The 22,804-nt window shown below is 57.1% G+C and carries 17 protein-coding genes and 2 pseudogenes; 14 read left to right on the forward strand and 5 right to left on the reverse strand.

Annotation, left to right across the window (positions count from 1 at the left end; genetic code table 11):
• Positions 1-622 precede the first annotated feature (622 nt).
• Entirely contained in the window at positions 623-1,579 is a 957-nt protein-coding gene (locus AC0L3B_RS36210) for a response regulator (RefSeq protein ID WP_204513356.1), read from the forward strand.
• 284 nt (positions 1,580-1,863) lie between these two features.
• Here the strand turns inward: AC0L3B_RS36210 and AC0L3B_RS36215 are convergent, their stop codons facing one another.
• The 3 genes from AC0L3B_RS36215 to AC0L3B_RS36225 all read right to left on the reverse strand — a co-directional run bounded on the left by AC0L3B_RS36215 (position 1,864) and on the right by AC0L3B_RS36225 (position 4,675).
• The gene (locus tag AC0L3B_RS36215; protein ID WP_231189445.1) at positions 1,864-2,307 is read right to left on the reverse strand and encodes a hypothetical protein; all 444 of its coding nucleotides are present in this window, start codon (positions 2,305-2,307) and stop codon (positions 1,864-1,866) included.
• On the reverse strand, positions 2,297-3,250 hold the full coding sequence (locus AC0L3B_RS36220) for a helix-turn-helix domain-containing protein (RefSeq protein ID WP_204513358.1): 954 nt from the start codon (positions 3,248-3,250) through the stop codon (positions 2,297-2,299). Before AC0L3B_RS36220 ends, AC0L3B_RS36215 begins: the two co-directional genes overlap by 11 nt.
• Positions 3,251-3,325: 75 nt before the next feature.
• Entirely contained in the window at positions 3,326-4,675 is a 1,350-nt protein-coding gene (locus tag AC0L3B_RS36225; protein WP_473382248.1) for a carbon-nitrogen hydrolase family protein, read from the reverse strand.
• A 263-nt stretch (positions 4,676-4,938) separates the two neighbouring features.
• On the opposite strand from AC0L3B_RS36225, the gene AC0L3B_RS36230 reads away from it, so the two are divergent.
• The 7 genes and pseudogenes from AC0L3B_RS36230 to AC0L3B_RS36260 form a co-directional block, all read left to right on the forward strand.
• Entirely contained in the window at positions 4,939-6,021 is a 1,083-nt protein-coding gene (locus AC0L3B_RS36230) for a hypothetical protein (RefSeq protein WP_204513360.1), read from the forward strand.
• Positions 6,022-6,124: 103 nt separating this feature from the next.
• Entirely contained in the window at positions 6,125-6,700 is a 576-nt protein-coding gene (locus AC0L3B_RS36235; RefSeq protein WP_231189440.1) for a M12 family metallopeptidase, read from the forward strand.
• Positions 6,701-6,720: 20 nt separating this feature from the next.
• Positions 6,721-7,875, forward strand: coding sequence for a S1 family peptidase (locus AC0L3B_RS36240; RefSeq protein WP_231189437.1), 1,155 nt, complete (start codon positions 6,721-6,723; stop codon positions 7,873-7,875).
• Between the two features lie 11 nt (positions 7,876-7,886).
• Positions 7,887-9,233, forward strand: a complete 1,347-nt coding sequence (locus AC0L3B_RS36245; protein ID WP_231189434.1) for an alpha/beta hydrolase — start codon at positions 7,887-7,889, stop codon at positions 9,231-9,233.
• Between the two features lie 187 nt (positions 9,234-9,420).
• Positions 9,421-10,089, forward strand: coding sequence for a hypothetical protein (locus AC0L3B_RS36250; protein ID WP_231189431.1), 669 nt, complete (start codon positions 9,421-9,423; stop codon positions 10,087-10,089).
• Between the two features lie 487 nt (positions 10,090-10,576).
• The gene (locus AC0L3B_RS36255; protein ID WP_473382249.1) at positions 10,577-10,786 is read left to right on the forward strand and encodes a hypothetical protein; all 210 of its coding nucleotides are present in this window, start codon (positions 10,577-10,579) and stop codon (positions 10,784-10,786) included.
• A 92-nt stretch (positions 10,787-10,878) separates the two neighbouring features.
• Positions 10,879-11,111: pseudogene (locus AC0L3B_RS36260) on the forward strand (tyrosine-type recombinase/integrase); the annotation flags it as partial.
• A 3,695-nt stretch (positions 11,112-14,806) separates the two neighbouring features.
• On the opposite strand, the gene AC0L3B_RS36265 reads toward AC0L3B_RS36260, so the two are convergent.
• Together AC0L3B_RS36265 and AC0L3B_RS36270 are read right to left on the reverse strand one after the other, a co-directional pair.
• On the reverse strand, positions 14,807-14,971 hold the full coding sequence (locus AC0L3B_RS36265; RefSeq protein ID WP_204513370.1) for a hypothetical protein: 165 nt from the start codon (positions 14,969-14,971) through the stop codon (positions 14,807-14,809).
• A 10-nt stretch (positions 14,972-14,981) separates the two neighbouring features.
• A complete protein-coding gene (locus tag AC0L3B_RS36270; protein WP_204513371.1) occupies positions 14,982-15,137 on the reverse strand; it encodes a hypothetical protein in 156 nt (51 codons plus the stop codon).
• Positions 15,138-15,370: 233 nt separating this feature from the next.
• On the opposite strand from AC0L3B_RS36270, the gene AC0L3B_RS36275 reads away from it, so the two are divergent.
• The 6 genes and pseudogenes from AC0L3B_RS36275 to AC0L3B_RS36300 all read left to right on the forward strand — a co-directional run bounded on the left by AC0L3B_RS36275 (position 15,371) and on the right by AC0L3B_RS36300 (position 22,301).
• Complete coding sequence (locus AC0L3B_RS36275) at positions 15,371-15,652, forward strand: hypothetical protein (protein WP_204513372.1); 282 nt, start codon at positions 15,371-15,373, stop codon at positions 15,650-15,652.
• A gap of 222 nt (positions 15,653-15,874) precedes the next feature.
• Positions 15,875-17,089 carry a TlpA disulfide reductase family protein gene (locus tag AC0L3B_RS36280; RefSeq protein ID WP_473382250.1) on the forward strand — a complete coding sequence of 405 codons (1,215 nt, stop codon included), beginning with the start codon at positions 15,875-15,877 and terminating at the stop codon, positions 17,087-17,089.
• A 538-nt stretch (positions 17,090-17,627) separates the two neighbouring features.
• Positions 17,628-18,923 carry a C4-dicarboxylate transporter DctA gene (dctA, locus tag AC0L3B_RS36285; protein ID WP_204514056.1) on the forward strand — a complete coding sequence of 432 codons (1,296 nt, stop codon included), beginning with the start codon at positions 17,628-17,630 and terminating at the stop codon, positions 18,921-18,923.
• 350 nt (positions 18,924-19,273) lie between these two features.
• Positions 19,274-19,456, forward strand: a pseudogene (locus tag AC0L3B_RS36290) (FCD domain-containing protein); the annotation flags it as partial.
• Between the two features lie 636 nt (positions 19,457-20,092).
• Complete coding sequence (locus AC0L3B_RS36295; protein ID WP_204513376.1) at positions 20,093-20,503, forward strand: hypothetical protein; 411 nt, start codon at positions 20,093-20,095, stop codon at positions 20,501-20,503.
• 1,471 nt (positions 20,504-21,974) lie between these two features.
• Entirely contained in the window at positions 21,975-22,301 is a 327-nt protein-coding gene (locus tag AC0L3B_RS36300) for a PilZ domain-containing protein (RefSeq protein ID WP_204514057.1), read from the forward strand.
• The last annotated feature ends 503 nt before the right edge of the window (positions 22,302-22,804 follow it).

Genomic DNA, 22,804 nt, shown 5'->3' on the forward strand with positions numbered 1-22,804 from the left:
TTGTGCCTCTTCCTGATCCAGCTATCGCATACGCTTGCCTGTCCGCTCCCGCTCAATTCGGCTTCTTAACGGACGACTAAATATCCGGGCGCCAGCGCTACGGCCGGACTTGCGAGGCGTCTTCTCGATGATGGTCCAGAACAGGAGTGGGGCCGCGCTGGCCTTGCGTACGAATGTTCCGCCCTACTGGCTTTTGACTTTTTCTAAACCGCTGGCAAGTCGGCGGCGCTAGTAGGGCACGGGCGACTTCACCTATATCTACGATATCGCGATGGGCAGTTTCACGGTTGGCTCGGGCGCGGTTCGCTCATCGTCTTTCACGGGGGGCAGTTCACCGACAACCCCATTGCGGTGTTCATCGGACAAAACTCGAGTGGCACGCGCAATTTCGCTTCGACTCCGAGCGTCCTGCCGACCTTGATGCGCTTCTCGCTCGGTGTCGCGTACAACGACGTCCTCAACCGACTTCGATAGCCGCACGCTTGCCGCTTGGTCATGTCCTCGATGCCCTGGCAGCTTAGTGTTTCGTTTACCAATCTCAGGTAGGAAATTGTGCGTTATGTAGGGTATGGGGGCCATGTGCCCTAATTGTGGAGGTCGCTATGACTGCGGACGAGCCATCTTGGAAGATGTTGATCGCCTTCTTGACGGTAATCACGCTCTCCACGGTTTTGCTTCACGCTGGGCACAAGCCGGAGATCGCGATCATGCCGTGCTTTCTGTTGTCGATGCTGATGCAGGGGCGGCTGACCGAGTGATGGCTTCGACCAAAAAGCCTACCGATCTCGCAGACAAGAGTCCTTCCGGTCCGGCCGATGTGATGCGTGCCCCCCGCATCCTAATCGTCGATGACGATAAGGCTGATGCAGATCGCATTGGAACGGCGTTAAAAAATCCCCTGACGAAAATTGGGCAGCTTGATTGCAAGATAGAGTGGGTCAACGACGTAGCAAGCGCTCGCCAATATCTCGAGAAAGATGATATCGACTTGTATTTCCTTGACCTTGATATCTCGGAATACTGGGGAAAGCCGACCGACAAGGAAACGGGCAAAGCTTTCGTGAAAGCTGTAATCAACAATACGAATGCTGGCATCATCGTATGTTCTAATCTGCCGATTGACGAGGAGGCGCCACCTCTCATCGAGTATGGAGCAGATGATTACGTCGAAAAATCCTACGGCTTCATGGCAATCGCACCCCGGGCAATGTCGGTCTGGCGAAGAACGCATACCGAGAGGCGTTCCAAGCAATCGCATTCCGGCCGGAGGTTTCGGATCGGGAATTGGATGTTCACGATTGGTGATCGTCAGATTACCGATCGTTTGGGGATCTCCAAGCGGCTTTCGATAACCGAACACATTTTCCTGCGCCATCTCTGTGCGGTGCAGGGTCATGCTATCGATAGCGAAGTCTTCAACATCGAGGTGCTGCGTAGAGAGAAAGGTGATAAGCACGTTCGACTGGACGTCTTCGTGCCAAGGCTTCGCGCCAAGTTGAACAACACGATCGACTTGGTTCCCCAAGGGCGAACGGGGATTTACAGGCTCTTGGACGTTGAAGAAGTGTTCTCCTTATAGTTTGCTATGGCGCCTTGAGTGTAGTTTTCAATTTTTGAAGATCCCAATACGGATCGATGAACGGGCACTTGTAGTTGGGTCCGATATATTCCCTCTCGGCGTCATCAAAGAAGATCCGAGCCGCACCATGAGACTCCTCAGGTATGATCAGGAAAGCGGCGTCCTCTTGTATAAAGTCTAGGTCGCCGACGTGCCACCACTCTCGTTGCCATTCGAAGAAGTAGGTGGTTTTGCCTGGTGCCTGGCTGGCAGCCGACCACCTCGAGCCCTCGCTTTCGCGAGCGTCAGCCGATTCTTTCCAAATAGGCCAGACACTTTTCGAGGTTATCCTTGGCTTCGCTTAAAAGCCTCTTCGTCTCGCCCAGTCGCTTGAAGTCAGGTTTCACCGGGCCGGCACCCACCGCGCTTAAGTGATGGCAAACAGTCGTGAGATCGCTAGACATATCCTCGAGAACGAAAGCTATATTTTCGAGCGGCACTAGCCCCGAAAAAAAGGTGTTGGATACAGTGTCGTCCTGGCCGGTCGGCCCCTCGAACCTCACCTCGACGAGCGGGACTAGGACATCGCGATTGTCACGCGCAGCTCTGCCCATACTCATGACCAGCGAGCTGAATGTCGCCGAGATATATGTAAGCCGGTCGACCAGGGCGCTTCCATACAACATGACAGCGTCGGGATCGCTTTGCACCTCACCCGGCTTCGAAGCACTAAGATCTTCATTCGACATGTTCGGTGTCCTCTCCCTGCAGATGCAGGATCCCCACGGGGAATGAGACGGCTTTGGCACTCGTCATGGGTTCTATCGTGTAGGAGCCGTGCGCTTCGGCCTTTTTTGCCTGTACGACAGCGACGGTAAGAGCTTGATAGGAGCTTTTCGTCCTCGCCTTCATATATCCGGGCGCGGCGGGTGCCGGCCCATGGAAATGGAGCAGATAGTCCTCCATCGCTCGCCGGACGCCGACAGCGCTCGCGTTCAGCGTCCCAGCTGTGGCGTGCGATGAGCCCTGCATTGCCAAATCAATAAAGGTGCGAACAACCGTGTCTGCATCTGCTGCTAGGTGGAGCGGGTGGGCGGCTACCGGAAATTTGTCTCGAACGAGATGGGTTGACCCGCCACGCTCCTTCGCTTCGCGCTTTTCTAGCGCAAGCAAGCCGTCACGCGTCAGCGCGAAATGAGCGAATTTGCCCTGTGTTGTTCGCTCCACGAAACGCGCATTCGTCATGAGGCGGAGGATACGGCTGAGATTTGCATCTCTCAGAGACAACCTCTTTGCGATCGCTGCCTTTTCCATCTGGCCCGACGGTGTGTCGCGGAGTAACGCAAGTATTGCGACGACGTGCTGACGATGCATGACCTCGTCCGGACGCGCGAGCTTCGAGGTATTGATCGACATCTGCAGAAGGTCGTAGAATGCTCTGAAGCGCTCCGCATAGGCAGCATTCCTTGGTCCGAGTGTTGCGCTCATCCGACGCAAGATATCGAACCATTCCCGCAGCTCAGGGTCACGCCGACGGCTTTCAAGGGCGTTCCAAACCCACGCCCCGAGTGTTGCATAGAGGCGCTCCAAGCTTCTTTCGGAGCCCTCTTTGAGGAGGTCCGAAATGACACGCCGTGCCTCGCTCGCCGTCGCTTCGCCCGTCTCTATCTTTTCCAATGCTACGTCCGACATGGGCTAGCCCTACACCACAACCATTAAGAACGTTTTACAACGATTTACTCTGATTTTAGTCCCCGAATCTAGGTGTCAAGGGCCCCATTTGTAGGCAGCCCAAACGCTTTTTTGACCGAGTTCCTCGAGAGAAACCGCGCTGGGTTCCTTCAGAAGCGGTAGGACGCTACCTATTCTGTGATCTTTGAGCGCTGTTTGGGTCGGATGCTGCACCACGAAGCTACGGGTGCCGAACCGCACCTCAACCTGAGCCGCAGTGATCTGGTGGCCGTGCATCGTGCGGTCGTTTCCCATCGAGGGGACAAGCATCACGTCCACATCGAGTTCGCTGAAGGGTGTCTCGCAGACGTCACAGAAATCCAGGCAAATGGCGATCCCAATCAAAGCGCCTTCGGTTGCCAGGACACATACGCGGTCACCCGCAGCGATGTTTTCCGTTCCCCAACCATCGTCCGCGTACGGGGCGATCTTGTCGTAGATCAGGCGCTCCTCTCCATAGCCGTTGTAGATCCGGGCTCGGTTGACGATCCCACGGTCGGTTGTCTCGTGCCAGGTCCCTGGAATCAGAATTTCGGGAGCTTCCAGCTCGTCCGTAATGTCGCGATCTCGAACGAGCTTGAGGATCTTCTCGCGCAATTCCGGCGAGACGGTTAACTCGGGCCACACAATCGCGATGCAGTTCTCCTTCAGAGCCTGACTGATCTGCTGAGAAATCGTGTCCTCAGCTAACGGCACCTCAATGCCCGAGATGATGAAGCGCTTATCGCCCTCTGTTGAACAGAACTCTGGCTCGAGCTCTAGTGGCTTGAACAGGCAAGCGCCCATCTTCCATTCGCTCACATCCGGTGCGGTACTATGCAATGTGCGAGTATCCACGACCTGGACAGGATAGCCCTGTATCACTGAGGGCAAGATCCGATGAAAGAGCAGGCCTCGTTTTGAGTAGGCCTGCAGCCTTCGAGCCGGACGCAATGCGCTCACGCCCTGCCGCGGAATGAACCAACATCTAAGCTGCTCGACGTGCCACTCACTCGGCGCGATCGGCCAATGAGACCGCCGATCAGCAAGCGCACGATCGAGTTCCCGTATCAGGCCGCCCATTCTTACGGCCGCGAGTTCAGGCGTCTCATCGGACAGCGACCAAGAGAGATGCCCATCTCCTATTGCGCCGGTGAAGCTCTCTCGTGCGTCCTCGATTCGCTTTTCTGTAAGATTTCGGTAGGCCTTGTGCACGCTTCCCGGAGCATTCCGAAACAGCGTATCGAGCTCGATCAGAGCTTTCCTGAGATCATCCCGACTGGCCTTCGTGACTAGCTCCTGCCGCGCGGCAAGCTCCCGCGCCTCCTTCTTCCAGGCATCAAAAACTGACGTTTCGGCTCGGCTGTCCACGCGCCCAGGCAAAATTTTCGTCCCAATCACCACCACCAATATATTCCATCGATAGGCGTGCGCCGACGATTTTGCAATCGGCCCGACCAGTTGCTCACACTTGTCGGCCGGTGCCGAGCCGCCACAAGTGACTCGCTTTCGCAGAAGTGTACGACCGCAGTGAAAATCTGCGCAAAACCGAGTGGGGACAACGAAAAGCTGCATTGTTGTCACGATGCTATTGACGAACCCATGCGGACTGTTTTTCAATGTGCACGGGAGATCCGCGGGTGCTCAGGCACGCGGACGGGGGCGTTCATATGGGGATATTCAGCCGAGCCGCGGCTGGCATTGGCATCTGCCTTGCCGTGGGCGGGTGCACCAGCCTGTATCATATTCATGACCCGCAGACAGGTGTGATCACGGTGGGTGAGCTGCCGTACTTTCTCAAGTCGATCAGGTGTGAGGTCGTGACTTTCTACCAGCTCGAACGCGAGAGGCGAAAGGAATACCTGAAGATCTACAAGAGGCGGCCTGAAGAGGCGTTCGATAGGTACGCTCATTTCGACATCGACCCCTTCCTGTACGGCACATTCTTTCTGGAGTTGAAGGTGACCGATACCGGCGGGCTCGGATCCGGTACAGCATTCGACTACAAAAGGATTCTGAGCGTGAGCAGTAATGACGTGACCCATGTGGGCCCCACTGCTTCAGCCCAGGATACCTATGACCTGATCTGGTCATTTCTGATGAAGCAGAACGCCCAGCTAGCGTCCGATACGGCGCCGGCGCCGGCGGATCCAGCAAGGTATGAGCGTGGCTGCTATCGAGGAGCGCCTGCGGACCTGATCGAACTCGAGGGCCTCGCCGAGCATAAGTATCCGGACCGCGCCGCCTACAAGCGCATCATTGTCGATGCATCCAAGCCGCTCGCAGCTTGGTTACGGGACAACGCGATCCTCATAGCCGCCAACAATCTCACGCCGGCCATGCCTTCGGAGAGCGCGGAGCCGGCGCAAATGACGTACACGTTTTCAGTCCAGGTTACTGGCGGCGTCGAGGCAAAATACTCTCTCACCTCGTCGCGCTGGACGCCTGCTGCAGTCCAGGCGTCGGCCTCCGCTCAGCAATTCAGTAATCTCGGAATCTACATCAACGGTCCGAATGCCGTCCTTGCTAACGGAGCCAAATCCGGGTCCGCCGGCTATGCGGACAAAACGCCGCCGCTTGGATCAAAGGACAATCCAATTTACACGGCACCCTCGCCGGGAGGAGAAAAGTCGCAGGAATTCCCGGGAGCAGCCGGGTCCACCGGGCGCCGTACGGGCGCTGGGCCTCGGACAAATGGTTTCATTGTGGCGCCAGTGCCTGTGTTCCCGCCGACCCCTACACCGACGCAGTAGGAAAATGTTTCGCCTGTGGCCGCCCAGACTCGTTCTGTTGCTCGTCCTCTTGTTCTGCTGGGGGGCGAACGCTCAACCTGCGCTTCCTTCGGGAGTCTCCGAAATGGAATTGTACGGCACGGTCATTCGCGGCTCGAAATGGGACATCAAAGAGATACCGGTCTGCTGGGAAAACCTGCAGCCGAAGGATCAAAAGTATGCCGATCTTGTTCGAAAAGCGGTTGCGGAAACGTGGGAGACTGCGGCGCAAGGTGGCGTGCGGTTTTCGAAGACCTGGCCGTCCTGTACCGACGGCGCGCCGGGTGTGCACGTGCGAGTCTCTGATGAGGGTGCCCACACCGACGTCGTCGGCAAGTATCTCGACCGCAAGCCATCGGGCATGACTCTCAATTTCAGTTTCGATCATTGGAGCAAGGGCTGTCGAAATAGACGCGAGTTCTGCATTCGTGCGGTTGCAGTCCACGAGTTCGGACATGCTCTTGGTTTCACCCATGAACAGAACCGCGACGATGCGCCGGAGCAGTGCCGCAACGAGAAAGCTTCTGGCTCGGTCGGCGATTATAAAGTCACCAAGTACGACCCCAATTCCATAATGAACTATTGTAATCCAGCATGGAACGGAAACGGACAGCTCAGCCCTCTCGATATCGCCGCTGTCAGGACATTCTATCCCTCCTGACACTCGGCCCTTTGGTATTCATGGGCGCTCCCGCGCAGGCGGATCGTGCGGCAGTGCAAATTGCTGCGCGTTACAACGTCAGGACGGTTCACGTCCAGTTCGTTGGCGTGATGTACAACGACAAGCAGGAAGTCGGCGGCGGCTCCGGGCTGCTCATCGGCGACAGCCTCGTGCTGACCAACAGCCATGTGATCGGACGCGAGGAGAACTATAAGAGCTTCGAAGTCAATGCCCGTCTCGGGTCGCGCAATGCGAACCCGATCAAAGTCACTGCGGTTCATCGCGACGATGCCAGAGACTTGGCTCTTCTCGAGCTGTCGCAGTCCGCCGGAAACAGCGGAGGCGCCTCTCGTTGTCCGATGCCCGTGATCGATGACAACCAGCAAGCCCCGATGGGGACTCAGCTTTATCTGCTCGGTTATCCGCTCGATCTGGATCTGAGCATATCGAGCGGTCTGATAAGCAACCAGACTAGCCCGAACGGTCGCTGGCAAACGAACACGGTCATGAACGTCGGCAATAGCGGCGGCCCCGCATTCAACGAGTTCGGCGCCCTGCTGGGGATCGCAGTTGGCGGCATCGTCAAGTGGAACGAGGCGGATGTTTTTGGCGTCAACTTCATCATTCCCGCCACCGTGATTACTGCAAGCCCCCTGTACAGCATGATCGCGGCCATTCCGCAGCCGTCTGTTTGCTGGACCAAGTGGGTCGAGACAACGATCTCGTTTGAGAACTGGACCAAACTGAATTCCACCCATGTGCAGACGCAAGCCAATGCCGGCGTGAAGATCCCCGAAATCCTCTCCGGAGCGATCCATACGCTTCTGCCCGAAGACCGCCGCCTCATCGTGAACGTCCCGGTGTCGCAGCTCGTCGACCCGAAGCTGATCGAGCGGGCGTATACGGTGGACAAAACCAAGGACGATCACCCGGTCGTATTTGCGGAGCATTCGGCGGACTACGCCGAGACTTTCCCTGCTGAGCCCGGCTACCGCATCACAGGGTGCACGTGGCACGTTGAGACCGCCAATGGTGCCAGCAATATCGGTTGCGCGATCAACGGCGGCGGGGCGGAGGTTCGCTTCACCTACAAGCTTACCAGCGGACCTGCTGTCGACAGGTATCGCGGATGGCTGGGCGCTACGGTCAACGTTTCCCAAACCCTTGCAAAGTAGGTAGCTGATCGATGGTCATGCTCGTCTTGCCAATTCGAGGTTCGAACCGGTTGCATCGGCTCGGCCACGCGTTCCAGCAGCTTCGAACAGTGCTCATTGCCTTGTTTTGCGCGCTCGCGACCGGTTGCGCCCACCAGGGTCCGGCCTCGCAGCAGGCCAACCGGCATATACAGAAGGCGCCCCAGAAACATGAGAGCGCGTTCAAGAAATACGGCTATCGCTATGGCCCCGGGTACTACCACCATGTCCGGCACTATCATGCCTATCGGCCGTGGCGACGGACAACCGGTGAGGCGAGCGAGGAGGCGCCTCCCGACAAACGCAGCACCGGAGCCGCGGTGGTGGTCAATAGATCTGTGATTAAGGGGTTGGTACCCGTCTACTTCGCCACCAATCGCGTGGTGACCGGTGGGTCCGGTCTGGAATTGACCCAGATCTCCTATAGTCGTGCGGCCACCAACACATTTGGCTGCGTGACGGTTAGCATTCCCATCGTTCACAAGATGGGAGAAGTCGAAACGCCGAAGACAAGCTGGTTCGGGATGCGCAAGGAGGCGGAGGCCGATGGAAAGCACTTCCGAATCCAGAAGCTCGATCGTCTTTCTCGTGAGGAGTTTGCTTCCGCTATCGCAAATCCGGCCGACAGCCTGATGCTCTTTGTGCACGGCTACAACGTTGCCTTTTCGGACGCAGCCTTCAAGGCGGCTCAAATTGCTTTCGACGCGAACTACAAAGGCCGTGTCATGATGTACTCCTGGCCGTCCAAGGGCGGAGTGAAGGACTATGACTACGATCGGGAGAGTGCTTTGTACGCTCCGGATGGCTTGTTCGATCTCCTCCAGCTCATTAAAACGGCGGGCAAAGTGTCACGGATTATCGTGATTGCGCATAGTCTGGGCAGCGAGGTGGTTTTGGGCGCCTTGCAGCAAGCCGCGCTGAGCCAGACGGCGCTCGGGATTACTGAATTGATTTTTGCGGCCCCGGACGTCGATCGCGACATTTATCTTCAGCGCGCGAGCCAAATCAAGGCAGCGGCGGGCGCGGTGACGCTATACGCGTCCTCGACGGATCTCGCGTTGCTCGCCTCCATGGAGAAAGCGCAATCCACGTCGCGAATGGGGTTCGTAACCAAGAGCGGGCCAACTCTCGTGCCCGGTATCGAAACGGTCGATGTTTCTGCTGTGGGAAGCGAAATGTTTGCTCTAAATCACAGTACGTACTCAACCAGCCGCGCGGTTCTCGATGACATAGGCCGGATCATCTCGTCTTCGACGCATCTTAAACCCCCGCAGCGGACGCCGACCCTGCGATCGATGCCCGACGATTCGAATACGACTTATTGGATGTATCCATATTAAGAATCGCTCTTCGATCAGCAAACGACCGTACAGCGCCCCAGGCGCCGCCAGATTGTCATCCCCTCCGCTGATTCCGACCAGCTATCCAGACGCATCCCTGCCCGCCCGCGAGCGCATCGAACCGGGTGCCGGGTCCGCGGATTCGTTGATCGGGACTGGATCACCAACTTTGAGTCGGAGGCTCCTTATGAACATGTTCGTCTCGTCTGCGGCAGCGGCGGGCGCGCCAGCCGTCGCCATGAACTTGGCTCCCCATGAGCCTGTCGTCGACCACCAGGGCATTTTGGCCCGGGTTGAGCAAATCGTCGACGTGCTGCGGACCCGTTATATTTGCGAAGGCTGGCAAATGGACGAGGACGGGGCAGCGCGCGCTTTGAACTATTTCCGTCGGCATGTGGAGGGGCCCGGTTTCAAGGAAGAAGACGAGGACACGCTTGAATTCACTCGCGTGCTGGAATTCTTCAGATCGCATGGTCAATCTCTCGATTGGGCGCACGACGGCGATCTCGCTGAAATGATTTGTAGGCTGGCGAAAGTATCCCCGCGTGGAGGCGCTTTGGGCGCCAGCTGCGTCAAGGCCGACCCGACCTTCGCAGAAATCGAGTCTCATAAGAAAGCGAGTGCAGACTACTCGGCTGCAATTCGCGATGTGGTACCAGGCACCCTTGATCCGGATACGGTGAAGGAAGAGACGTTCGGCGACCGAGAGGCTGAAGTCCGGCACGAACTCGCCACAAGCGTTCCGACAACGTTGCCCGGACTGCTCGCGATGCTGACCTACGTCGAGGACGTCTCCAGCGGAAAGTATTCGGCAGCGGACGGCCGGACAATGCTTTTGACAGGAACGACCTTTTGAACGTCATCGTCAGCGCGCAAGATTGCCTTCGTGACCACTCAGCCGGCTCTGCCGTCTGACGCCCACCGGCTTGGATGAATCGATGCCCGGTTCGCGCCGGCGGGCTTTCGACCGTCTAGTCCGCCCAAACTGTGGCAGCTATTCCCGACAGGGCTGTTTCCGAGTGAACCTGTGGGCGAGCTGGGGACAACGGAATGAAAGGCTGAGAATGTGGCTTTGCGGGCCTAAACCCGGCTAACGCCAAATCAGCAACACACGGAGTCTCGCATGTCTATTGGACCGCACAGCGTGAAGCCCGCTGACATTCGGAAGACCGTGGACGTTCTAATCGCTGCCTGGAATCCAGCGTGTTGAAGTTGATCGCGGCGGCAAGATCACCGTTACCACCGGGAAACACCCGCCCGCGGGTGCGGTTCAGGCGACCGCGGATTGAGGGAACGGGTATGATCTCGCTAGTATTCGAAGATGTGGTGGGGAAGCCGTCAAGATGCTGAGGTCGACCGACCGATTCCCTCATCGCCGAAAGATCACCTCCAAGACCTTCGCCGACGCAAGATCCTTCAATCTAATCTCAGGCACGCTGTTCAATTTGGTGCCTGCCGGCGGCGGCTGGACTGTCGGGGATCACAGGCTTGCGCACGAAGCTATCGGCCAAGAACTTCTGGTGCAAAATGCGACCATTCAGATGGTTTGCTGAAATGCGTGAGCAGATGCGTAAGCCAGCACTCAGACGCCGCCTGAATGCTGGCGCCGCAGCGCTAGAAGCCCGCGGGTGCGCACGCCATCGAGCTCGGCAAGATCGCAGGCAATCCCTGTGAAGGCATTAGCACCTCTACAACAACGATCGTTCGGAGATCATCTGGACCGACTCTGACGTCGCGCGGATCAGGAAGGCCTGCTCTGCCGAAATCGCCCACGCCGTTGATCTGGCCGGGCATACTGGCTTGCGCCTAGGCGACTTGCTGCGTTTGTCCTGGTCTCATGTTGGCGAGGACGCGATTGTGCTGACGACCGGCAAGACGAGCACACCGATTCAGCAGGCCCACCAGTACACTGAATTGTTTGTCAGGGATCGGTCTGAAGGCGGGCGATTCGCGTTGTATGTGGGCAACGACCACGTTCAAACTGCCCACGATCTTGTACCACTCGAACAGTATCGCCCTGTAGTCGCCTGTACAATGATTACCTTTTCGTCGGCGAACGAAGGCGGTCTGGGCAGCAGGTCAAACTTCGGTTCGTCGCTCATAAGCACATCCTAGCGTAGACATCTCGTCGCGCCCCCTCTCCAAATTTCTACCGATTGTTATATTTCCTCGGGCGAGGCTGGTTGGACCCGGACACATCTAATTTTCGCACAATAAGACAACGCGACCGCCGTTGTCCGCTGCCCTGGCAGCGTCACAGCAATGATGGCCGCACTCATAGTGGTCGTTTGCTGTCAGCGTTCACAGAGCGCGTTGACGCCACGGCCCCCAGCGGCTGACATTGATGAAACCTCAAAGCGCTGCAACAGATGCTGCTCTGCAATAGAAACACCCATTGGTTGTCGCACGATCATCGTTATAGGATAGGTGTGGCTTTTGGGCCGTGGATTTTCCTAGCTTCAGTTGTTGTCGATCCAATTTGTCGAGAAGGATCAAAAAATGCTTCGAGGGCGTGCTGTCGTTAAGCCGTTTTCCATAGCAATCTTACTCTCGCTAGTCGCACTTGGCTGCTGGCCGGTTCTCGCCGAGCGACCTCGCCGGTCGGCGGACGCGCCCAAATTGCTTGAACGGCAAAGATGTTTTTTCGGGATTACCCTCTTAAGGCACGAGCCGAAAAATGTGTCTGTGGAGCAAATGAGCCATGATGGGACACAGATTCCTTGGGCGGGCACCGCAAAGACCAATCGAGTAGTTCTGCGAGTAGGCGGCGATCCAGATCCTTCGCCCAATATTTGCCCGCCGAGGGGGATCGTCGAATTCGAAATCAGAGAAGGGCACGAACAGTTTACGTATCAACCCAATATCCTGTCTCCCGTAGCAGGATGTCTTCCAAACGATTGCTCTCGACTTGTAGGGGCAACAGCCGTGACGCTGCAGCCCAAGACGGCGTACAAATGGCAAGCTCGTCTCGTGGCTATCTATGACTGGATGGAGTGCACAAAACTCCGGTTGCCGCTGCACCGGCGAGGCGAACAGGTGGCCAGGATTTTGGGAAGAGATTGGCCTCCCCGTGCCCGGCTATTTCTCATTCTTTACGCCGTAGGCTGATGCGGATCAATGCTCAGGTTCATCTAACATGGTCTCCAAACGGCTCTTGCTCTGCTGCCCGCTCCAGCCCGCCGTCTTCTGCCGATTGTTCTCGCCCCTACGATTCGAAGCCTATTTCGAAGCTTCTCCACCTCTCTAAGCTCGGCGATGAGCGTTTGGAGGCGTGCGTGCAGAACAGCACAGCTGTAGCCCTCGCGAATATTGGTCATTACCTGCCCCGGAATATAATTTGGATTAAGGAGCCACGATAAAACAGGACATTTGAGCAATCGCTAATTCGTGCGTTTAGTGGGCTAGAGCTGTAGCCGCCAGATGCTCCCAGTACTCTGCCTCTGCGAGCAGCTTCCAGCTTCTCTCGGGATCACGCGCGGCGGCTTGTCGGCATAGCAACGCCATCGCGCGAAAGCGGCGCATAGCTTCCATCGCAAAACTCCCTGCTTCTGTTTTCCCCAATCCTATTTTTTATTACTGCGGTGGAGTCATCATGATTATCGGACATAACTAAATTTGCCCTTTGAGGGCATCCAATTGGGTTCCGTCAGAGCATCGAAACGGAACTGCTTTCGCTTCAGGCTTCACATCAGTTTCGAATGCCACTTGATGCGGCATTGTCGCGCGCGGATTTCGCAGCTTGACGTAATCCTTCAATAACCGTCGAAGCAGCGCCGTCAGCGCTGGCGGGTTACGACAGCAAACCTGCCCATGCTCCTCAACCCGACGGCGCTCAGGACACTCAGCCAACATGGCATGATGCTTCGCGGGAGCACCCGCTTGTTCGGGGCGCTAACCCATCTGAACCAACGCCCCGGTTTGACCAACAAATATTTTGAATCTGCAATAAACTGCGCCGTTTGTAAGCGCACGTGATAATTTGGAGAGCGCTGGGCCCGAAGCTCTCGACCGAAAGCTGATACGCCGCGATGCGCGGCTTATTTGGGGCGCTGCTCAGCTGCCGGCCCGCCTGAGTGGAGTTGCTCATGAGTACTGAGCGGAATCCCGACCCTGTGATCCTGTTGTTCGCGATTGCCGTGATAGTCGCGGCGTTCGCGGCATTCGTCACGACGTTTGAGCGGGTTGGGAGCACCACAGCTGGTGGCGAGGCTCCCTCCGGGACCACGGGGATGGGCAAGCCTCGCACGCCTCTTGAGCGAGCACCAGACCCATCAGCAGGGAAGTAACCGCCACACCGGTGCCGGCGCGTGTGCCCGTTCTTGTATTGCAGCATCGCCCCCGCAGCCTTGTCAATCGACTGAACCTTCGAACGGAGCTGACCCGAAACACAAAGCGAAAGGAACGCGCAGCGACAACCCCTCTGGTGTCTGGGGCCTTCCAAGTTCACGCTACCGTCTTTTGGAGCTTGTATGGTCCTACCTCCGATTGCATACTCTTCCCGTTGCGGCCTGCATATTGTTTCAATAGTCATTGTTCGAGGCAGTAATGAGTAATCGAGGTCAGGTTTACAACTATTCGGCTATTCTGCGTGAACGGGTCGAGGAGCTCATCGCACTATTCGGGCAACTGCAGACGCTTAGGCGTCGCCTGCAAGCCGCTAACGCGAGAAGGTTTGGTCGGCGTATCCCGAAGGCCGCGCGGAGAAGGAGAGTTCTTCGGCGGTGATAGCTACCGTTCAATGCAACGATCGCGCGTCCCCCGCGTCGACATTGATACGAAGCCGCGTCCAGGCCGCTTCAAAACACCTGCATCTGCAGCCATTATCTGCAACACCGAAGCGTTGGAGCAACAGTTTCCCGGCGCTTTGACCAGTGCGCGATTCTTAATTTGCGTCGTGTGCGCGACTCAGACCTGCTCTCCGTGGGAAGCAGACAGGCGGCGGGGGAATGGTTGTACGCGCGGGGGCCATTGTTACGTTGCTGCTGCCCCTGGGCTCCGAAGCCTTCGCTTCGCGTCACTACAGACCCACATCGCGGTATCATGCAGCGAGGTCAGATACTACGTCCCGAAATATTCGGCACCGGTGGCCGAGATGTACGCTCGTAATCAGCGCGCTACCGACGCACAAATCGAATGGGCCCGACGTTGCGTGGCTTCGAACGAGGCCGCCGAAACAGGGCCGCGCCGGTACGAATGAGCATGACCGGTGATCGCCTGGACATGCTGCATATTCTTAGACGCTAAATCCGTGGCGTAACTCAAGTGACACCAAAAATAGAGCCGCATTCGCGCGGCTCCTCCTCTTACTGCGGGTCGGCTTCGTCGCCCTCAGCTTCGTCCCGCTCGGCTTCTCCGTCGTCCTCTTCTTCTTCGACATTGTAGCCGAAATCGACTTCTCTGAAATCGATTCGAGAGGCGGCGCATCGTCCTCCAACTCGGTTCCGCATCTTTCGCAGCGCTGAACGAAGAGCCAGGAGTGTTCTTCGCTAATGCGAGAGTGACGGCATTCGGGACACCAGAGAAGGTCGCTCATGGCAGTCCTCTTTTGTCCGATCCTTCAAGGTCGACCTTACTCATTGGTTCACCAGTTGGAGCTCGCTCCCTTTCTTCTTGCGCGTCGCGCGGGGTTTCTTGAGTGCCGCAGTCTCCTGAGTGATCTGCTCCTTCAGCGTTTTAAGCTCGTTATCTATCGATGTTTTTTCAGCGACGAGTTCAGTTATGCGCTTTAGCCTGTCCACTATAGTTCTCCTATGTGCAGGGTTTTTCCACGCATTGGTACCAAGGCTGTTCGAAGACCCAGCCTTTATCGACGGGCTGCAGTGTGTTGCCCGTGATCGTCGGAAACGTTTCGAATGCAAAGTGGTTGAGAAAGCGCAGCGCGATCGACGGCAGCAGCTCCATCATGCTTTCGCAGAGAGAAGCAAGCTGGAGTATGCAGATTGGCGCCGGGCGCCGCAAAAAACCGAGCTCAAGTCGGAATGACGCTGAGGTGGACGCGCAGCTGAGCCCAAGCGAAGCTCCGCGGACCAGAAAGATAGCGGTTCAAGTTTCAGAACAGCATTTTGCTGACCGCCCGGGAATGCGCGAGAGCGTCGTCGCCCAGGCGGCTCTTGAGCGCTTCCTGGATCGGGCCGCCTATGGCTGCTTTTGTTTACGCGGCCATCGATCGGAATGAGCAGGTGCTCAACTTCTGCATTTCGGGTGGGCTTTCCTCGTCCAGTACGCGACGGGGTGAATTCTCGAGCAATGGCCGCAAAGGAAGGAAACTATCCCTCAATCCCCCTTGGCTCAAAAAGTTACATTGGAAATGTCAGATCGCACTCAAGCGCAAGTCGACGGGCCAAAGCAGGTCAGTTCACGTCGTGATCCCGAGCGCCGAAATGGTCATCCTGGAAGCCGATCAGGACGTGGAGTGGTGAACTCGCCCTTGCGCTGCCTGACTTCCCGCCTCATCGGATAACAGGCGCGTCAAGAACCTCCGACCGACCGATTGCCTGAGAAGCTCCAAGCAACTGGTCGGATATGCGACATGCGTCGCAAGCTCGACAGGAATGATACAAAAAATGCGTAATTTCAATGAGCGCTGGCTGGCATGCGACTTGCTATTTTCTCCGCAGAGCCAGGTAAAGCGAATTTGAGCAATGACCAGTCTGACTGAGAGCGCAAGTCAAGTCGGTGCGGCGAACCTGCTGAGCGTCCGTTCGCGGGCCCCCTCGATCAAAGTGGAGAACTGGCTACGCGGCCAGCCCGTTAGAAAGTTCGAACGTGGGAAAGTATATATCCTCGAATTTTGGGCGACGTGGTGCGGACCATGTATCGCCTCGATGCCAAATCTGGTGGTCCTGCAAGACAAATACAGGAACAACGGAGTTGAGGTGGTGGGCATCGCTGCTCACGAACAAGCTTCGACGGAAAATGAAGCGCGAGCCAGCTTGGACGCCTGGTTGACAAAAAGCTTGTCAAATCTGAACTACGCGATCGCATTCGACTACGCCGGCGAAATGAACAAGCTTTGGCTGGATCCAAGCTTTTCTGTCGGGATTCCCACGTCATTCGTCGTTGACCGTGACGGCCACATCGCCTTTATTGGCCATCCGACGCAGCTCGATCATGCCTTGCCCAAAGTTCTGAACGGATCCTGGGCAATGAGCGACGAAGCCAAAGCGCTGGATGCGGAAAGGATAAACACGGGCCGACGCAGAAAGCGTGAACTATCGCAGAAGAGAGCTCTGGTGGAGCCAATCTTTGCCAGACTTGAGCCCGCCATGAAGACAAAGGATTGGCCGACAGCCCTTTCAGCTATCGAGGAGGCCCTCGCCGCGATGCCGGACGAGGTCACCTTCCGTGGGCTTCACGCGGAATTGTTGCTTCACAAGATACGCGACCTGGGGGCTGGCCTGCCGGTGCTGCGCCAATTAGTTCGCGACGCGATCGAGAAGAAGTCCGTGGTTTGGATGAGCGTCGCGATCCGCCAACTGTTCGACCCCGCGAAAGACTACTCCGATTTTCCACATGCGGAGCGCTTTGCCATGGGCAAGGAGCTCTCCGAACACATCCTGGCGGCGAATCCGCCCCGCGGCAACGACGGCGCGAAGTTCCTGTCGTACGGGGCGGTCGCTCAGTACTATTACGAGACCGGTAAGAGGGACCGCGCGATCGAATTGGTCGAGGTGGCGCTGAGATGGCCGGATGCAGCGCCTGCCTCGGATCTAGCGAAACGGGACGTCGTGCAGTGCTCTCTCCAGGCGTTGGCGAGCTACAGGAGTGAGAAGCTTTCTTACGAGGAGTGCTGTTCAGCCCCGCAAAACACGGCTCTCGAAAAACCGGAACCGAGATCGCCAAGGGAGGCAGCGTGAGCAATGCTGCTTGGCGTGTCTTTTCGGCCTCGTGGTTTTGCGATCGAAATCGAAGCCTCTTGGGAATGTCCGGGCATTCACATGAAGTGAGGACAGGAGCCGCGAGCCGGTGAACGCAGGCGAGGCCGCACCACCATAAGTTCTTTATGGCGAATGCTTCCTCAAGTTTGGTCGCGCTCCGACGCGATAGCGGCGAGAGTGCCTGCTGAAGTGAAGATGGTTGGCGGCTGCTAAGATTGACGTCCTAGAAGATGCTGGATGGCATCTTCGAACAACTAAAAAGATAGAAATGGGTGGTGACGCTGATGCTTTCTAGCTCTCAAGGAAGCTTTCTCAAGTTTCTATCGTTGCTGTTGGAAGCGGTTCAGGACTTCGTTCCGCTTGGACGGCAAGCCGATTCGGGAGAGGCGCCAGTCCGTGGCTCTGGACTGTGCTGTTCGGAGCCGTCAGATTCCCCTGCGCCCTCCGGTGAAGGAACACTGAGCGAAGCTGTACCTTCAATGAGCCTCTTTGCGAGCACGGCGCCGGGTCGAGCATGATGTACAATCAGCGCCAGCGCCGCTCTGCCAAAGCCGCCGCCCTGTTCCGGAAATCTGGGCCCTGGTACAAAGTGCTTTACGTCCAGGTACTCATAGCGATCCTGATTGGCATTCTCGTTGGCTGGCTATGGCCCGCTGTGGGGACGAGTAGCTGGGTCAAAGCGCTTGGTGATGGGTTCATCAAGCTGATCAAGATGGTGATCGCGCCGATCATCTTCTGCACTGTTGTCTCCGGAATTTCGCATGTTCAGGATGCACGAAAGGTCGGCCGAGTCGGCGTCAAAGCGCTACTTTACTTCGAGATCGTATCAACCTTCGCGCTCATCCTGGGTCTTGTGATGGGCAATCTCGCTCAGGTCGGTCATGGGCTCGCTCCCAAGGGGGATGCCGCGGCCGTAGCCAACTACGTCAAGACGGCGGAAGCGCAGAAGACGGTCGAGTTCCTCCTCAATATCATTCCGGATAGTGTAGTTGGCGCCTTGGCCCGAGGTGACGTGCTCCAGGTGCTACTGTTTGCCATCCTATTCGGGTTCTCGCTGATGGCGCTTGGGGAGGGGGGTGAGCGGATGCGCGGTCTGGTTGACGATGCTGCGCAAGCGGTGTTTGGAGTCATCAGGATCGTAATGAAGGCAGCGCCAATCGGGGCGTTCGGCGCCATGGCCTACACTATCGGCGAATTCGGACCGTCCGCGCTCGGTAAACTCCTCGGATTGGTTGCCCTGTTTTATGTGACAGCCGGGCTCTTCGTGATCATTGTGCTTGGCCTGATCGCGCGCTTGGTAGGCTTTTCTATTCTAAAGTTCATCGGGTATATCAAGGATGAGCTGCTGATCGTGCTCGGAACATCGTCGTCCGAAAGCGCGCTGCCGCAGTTGATGGAAAAACTGGAACGGCTCGGCTGTTCGAAGGCGGTCGTTGGCCTGGTGGTGCCGACAGGATACTCGTTCAATTTGGATGGGACGAACATTTACATGACGTTGGCGACCTTGTTCATCGCGCAAGCGCTCGGGGTCGATCTCAATTTCGGCCAACAGCTCACGATACTCATTGTGGCGATGCTCACCTCGAAAGGCGCAAGCGGTGTTACCGGTGCCGGCTTTGTCACCCTGGCCGCGACCTTGACTGTGGTCAGTCCTGAACTTGTCCCTGGCATTGCGATCGTATTCTCGATCGATAAGTTCATGAGCGAGGTGCGTGCGCTTACCAACATAATCGGGAACGGTATTGCCGCGGTGTTTGTGTCCTGGTGGGAAGGCGAACTCGATAGTGTTTCGCTACACGCGCAGTTAAAATAAATGTGCCAGCTCAGCCTAGATCGCTGACGAATGCCGCGGGCCAACAAAGCCGTACCGTTCAATCCTGACTGGTAACAGGCGACCATCCGGTGGAGACATTTGTTTTATTCAAAAGTGCCACACAGACCAATGGTTCCCCTTAAGCTTTCGATTTCGAAAGCGAGCCAGCTCGACCGTTCTCTTATGAGCATCATTTAGATCACGCATGATCTACGCGTAGTAGCCAGGATGGCCCGATCGTGATGGTCATGCATGGCGAACTCATCGTGGACTAAAACCCGAGGATCAGGCAGCGGGAGAACCCTGTGGCGAAGGTCACAGTCCATCAGTTTACGAACTGCGACATCGGCATTCGCCGTTCCCGAGACGAGCATGAGGCCATCATGCAGGTGATTGCGGAGGGTGACGGCGATACGGCAGCGCGGCGGATGCGCGCCCATATGCTGAACGCGGCTGCGGCACTCAGGCGCTATATTGATGATGCTTTGGTAAACAGTGCAGCGGCGATGCGCCTGAGAACATTCGACAAGTGACGGCAAGAGCTGGAGCATTTGGCGGCCAACAAAGAGCTCATTAGGAACTTAGTTTGGATCGCCAGAGAGGAATTGGAGCGCCCTCTCTCTCTCTTGAATAGGAGGCCGGTGGTTCGAGCCCACCCAACTCTCCAAGACGCCGAGCTTGGGGCGGACGCGGCCTGCGGAGGGATTCAAGGACAGCTGCGGAGGCGGCGCGCGAGCAACGCCGGTCATCAAATGATGAGCTGCTGCGAACCCGGATCTTATCGAGGACGCCGTAAACGGAGCCGCGACATTCACTGAAAAGCGTGCGCCGATCCGGCTGAACGCCTGATCAACAAATCGAAAACGGGATCGATAGTCCACCATTCGGAGTGCGATCGCCATTGGGCACGATGCGATGCTTGACCAGCGGTCGGCCTGTTGAACCTGAGGAATCGTTATCCTTGGGACGGGTGCTCACGAGAATGGAAGAAACCGCTCTTCGACCTTCGGGCGCGGGGAATTCAGGGCAAATCCAGACCCGATAGCAAAAAAAACAGCCGGATCAACCGCACAGCGACTTGGAAGTGGTTGCTTTGGGCAGTGCATCGCTGACAGAATGGCCTTGTTATTTTGGTGTGGGTTGCGGTTGTGAACTTCCAAGCGTCCATAATGAAGGTGCTTGCCAGCTGCCCGAATGGGTTGGCTAGGCTTCCGGACATTAAGCGCGACCTCGCATTTCTCGCGACCTGCGGCTCGGATTGGGCGGAGTATAGCAAGCGCCTTGGTGCCGCGTTTCCTTCGCTGGACATCTTCTCGCTCGGTTTCGTGCAGCGATATTCGTTCGGCTGGCGGTTGACCGCGAAGGGTGCGATTGCGCTTGAGATGATGGAAGAGAGCGCCAGAGCCACGGTGCGTGGTATCGAATCGACGGGGGAAGCGACCGCGCCGGACTCCGTCCGAGTAGATCCATCACTGTCAGACGTAGAGGAAGTTGGCGGGCAGAGCGAGCAACCGGCGTCACCGGCGGATCGGCGCGCCCGGTTTACCGTGGTCGAGGGTGGCCAAAGCAAGGCCGCGTAGCAGCTCCTGTCGGTCCGCAACGTGCGCTTTACACGCTGCTTTGGGGCACAATGGAGCGGCCCGCAGTTTCCGCAACGACTTGGACTGCGCTTCGGTGGTGCGAGCTCAGCGTCGTCCGAAAGCCAATCGCAGCGAGCAGCGCGCGGTTTTTGTTGGGGGGCTGACGAGGCTTTCACAACCGCTTGGCCGCTAACCCATTTCTTTGATTCCGCCTTTCCCACGGCATAGACCTTGACCTACACCGTAAATGGTTACTTGAATTTGGATGCCGGATGTTACAACGTGGCTGTTCGCTCACGTACGCGGGCTCTGCTGCGTTCTGCATTCACGCAGAGCCTTCCCCCAAGATTCTGGAGCCCACGTTCACGAAAAGCCAGCAAAAATTCAAACAACCGCTCTGGAAAAGGCCAGAAGAACTCACCAATCGATTCATCGGCGCGGCGCTTGCAAAAATGAGTACCAGCTGACCTGCATTGAACCAGCAATGAAAACTTGCCTACGAAATATCCGAGCAGGCCGAGCGGCGTGTTTCGAGCTCAGTAGAATCGGCGCTGGCCAGTCTCGCTAGCTGCGACAGCTCTTCTCAAACGCTTCTCGATAAACGAGCGCTCAAATTCGGTCAGGCGGGTTCGCAATTACCGGCGGTATCGTTGGATGTTGTTTTGACAAGCTTGCGTTCGAGCCGACTGCTCAGTTTCCATCATCGGCAACTCACACTGGCCTTTTTCATGACGTCGAAGCTCCGCTGCTTCCGCATGCCTAGCCGGATTAGCGGTCTCGCCGACTGCGATGTAGTCACTCAAGCCGGCGCCACCTGACGAAACCAAGGGCCGTGGCGGCGGTTGTTCAACCGCGCCCTTGAGAGCTCCCACTGAAGTAAGGCGAACAGGCCGACGGTGACGAACCTGTGAAGCAGTTCACAAAGAAACGAGAGTTCACTTTCGGTCAAAGGCTTCTAATCGGCCGCACGCGTGGCCCCCATCGTGAGTGTGAAGCAGCCTTGCGAGGCCACTCTAGCAGGCGGAGCCGTCAGGACCCATCCGTCGAGCGGCTGCCCCGTCGGTCGCGGCGGCGGTCTCTCGCTCTCTGTCTCAGACGCGAAATCCTTTGTTGCCGCCGCAAAACGGCGGGCGGTTCGGCAAATCCGCTGACAAATTGCGCTCTTGCGCGGAAACAGCAGTAATTATGCGGTCAATTTGGAGGACAATCTCGGTTCAGGCAGCGTACTTGGCAGCAATTAGCGCTCTCAAGTTCGAGGCGGTTATGTAATTTGCCTTCACCGCAGTGAGGATCACTCTGCTCAACTCGATCTCTCTGCATTCAGCTAAAAGCCGATCTTCTCGGCGCTGTCTCAAGCTGGTTACCCGCTGCTGACGGACTGTGTCTCTGTAGAAGCCCTCGCTCTGAGCCGAAGTATCTCGGTCTAATTCTTTAAATGACTATTGAAGCTGTTATTGAACAGCGTGAGCCTATGAAGTGCGATAAGCGGAAGGCGAGGCGTGTTCAATTTGAACATCAGCACAGAGCCACTCTCTTGGGGGCTGATGGAACATGGTGGCGCGATTGCGTATTCATCGATGTTTCTGAAACTGGCGCGAGACTGCGAATAAGTGGACCGACGGATGTCCTGCAATCGCGTCGGTGTTTCCTATTGCTGTCCACGACGGGGCTGGCATTCCGGCGTTGCGAACTGGTTCGACTGAACGGGCAGGAAGTCGCGCTGCGGTTTGTGACAAGGTGGACTGTTGGGGGGCGCCCGGCACTCCGGGCGACGTTTCCAACGCCGGGGTCAGACTAAGCGAAGGAATCACTATTCCGACGTGTCGCGCCATCGCGAACGATCAGCGGGTTTACCCCAACGAGGCTCGGTGGCCGGTTGCGTCCTCGCATTGGCTAGGCGGGCGGCCGCGGCGGGTTCGCGCTGCCGATCCCGTATTTTCATGCCTTGTGGAGGACATGCTTTCCTTTCACGTGCTCATGCGCTGCGACAGGTCCGGAGAGGGTCAATCGGCCCTTTAATTGCGGTTTGTTGTCAAGCTCTTCCTCTCTCCAGTGACACGCCGGTAGCGATTGCTCCGTCGGAGCTGGTCAGGTTGCGGAGACGGAGCGATCGCGGATGGCGAGACGATTGCCTAGAGGGCTTGGCAATCGACGTCGTTGGCGGCTTCGTCGGGTTGGGTTGATGTCGTAGTTGGGGTCATGGTCCTTTCCGAGGTCGCGAGCACCTCATGATGATGTCCGGATCGGGCGCCTCAACGTTTGCAGCGGAGTGCGGGCGAACCGCCACCAGCCGATTGACCG

It is taken from the genome of Bradyrhizobium sp. Kon56, assembly GCF_055807635.1.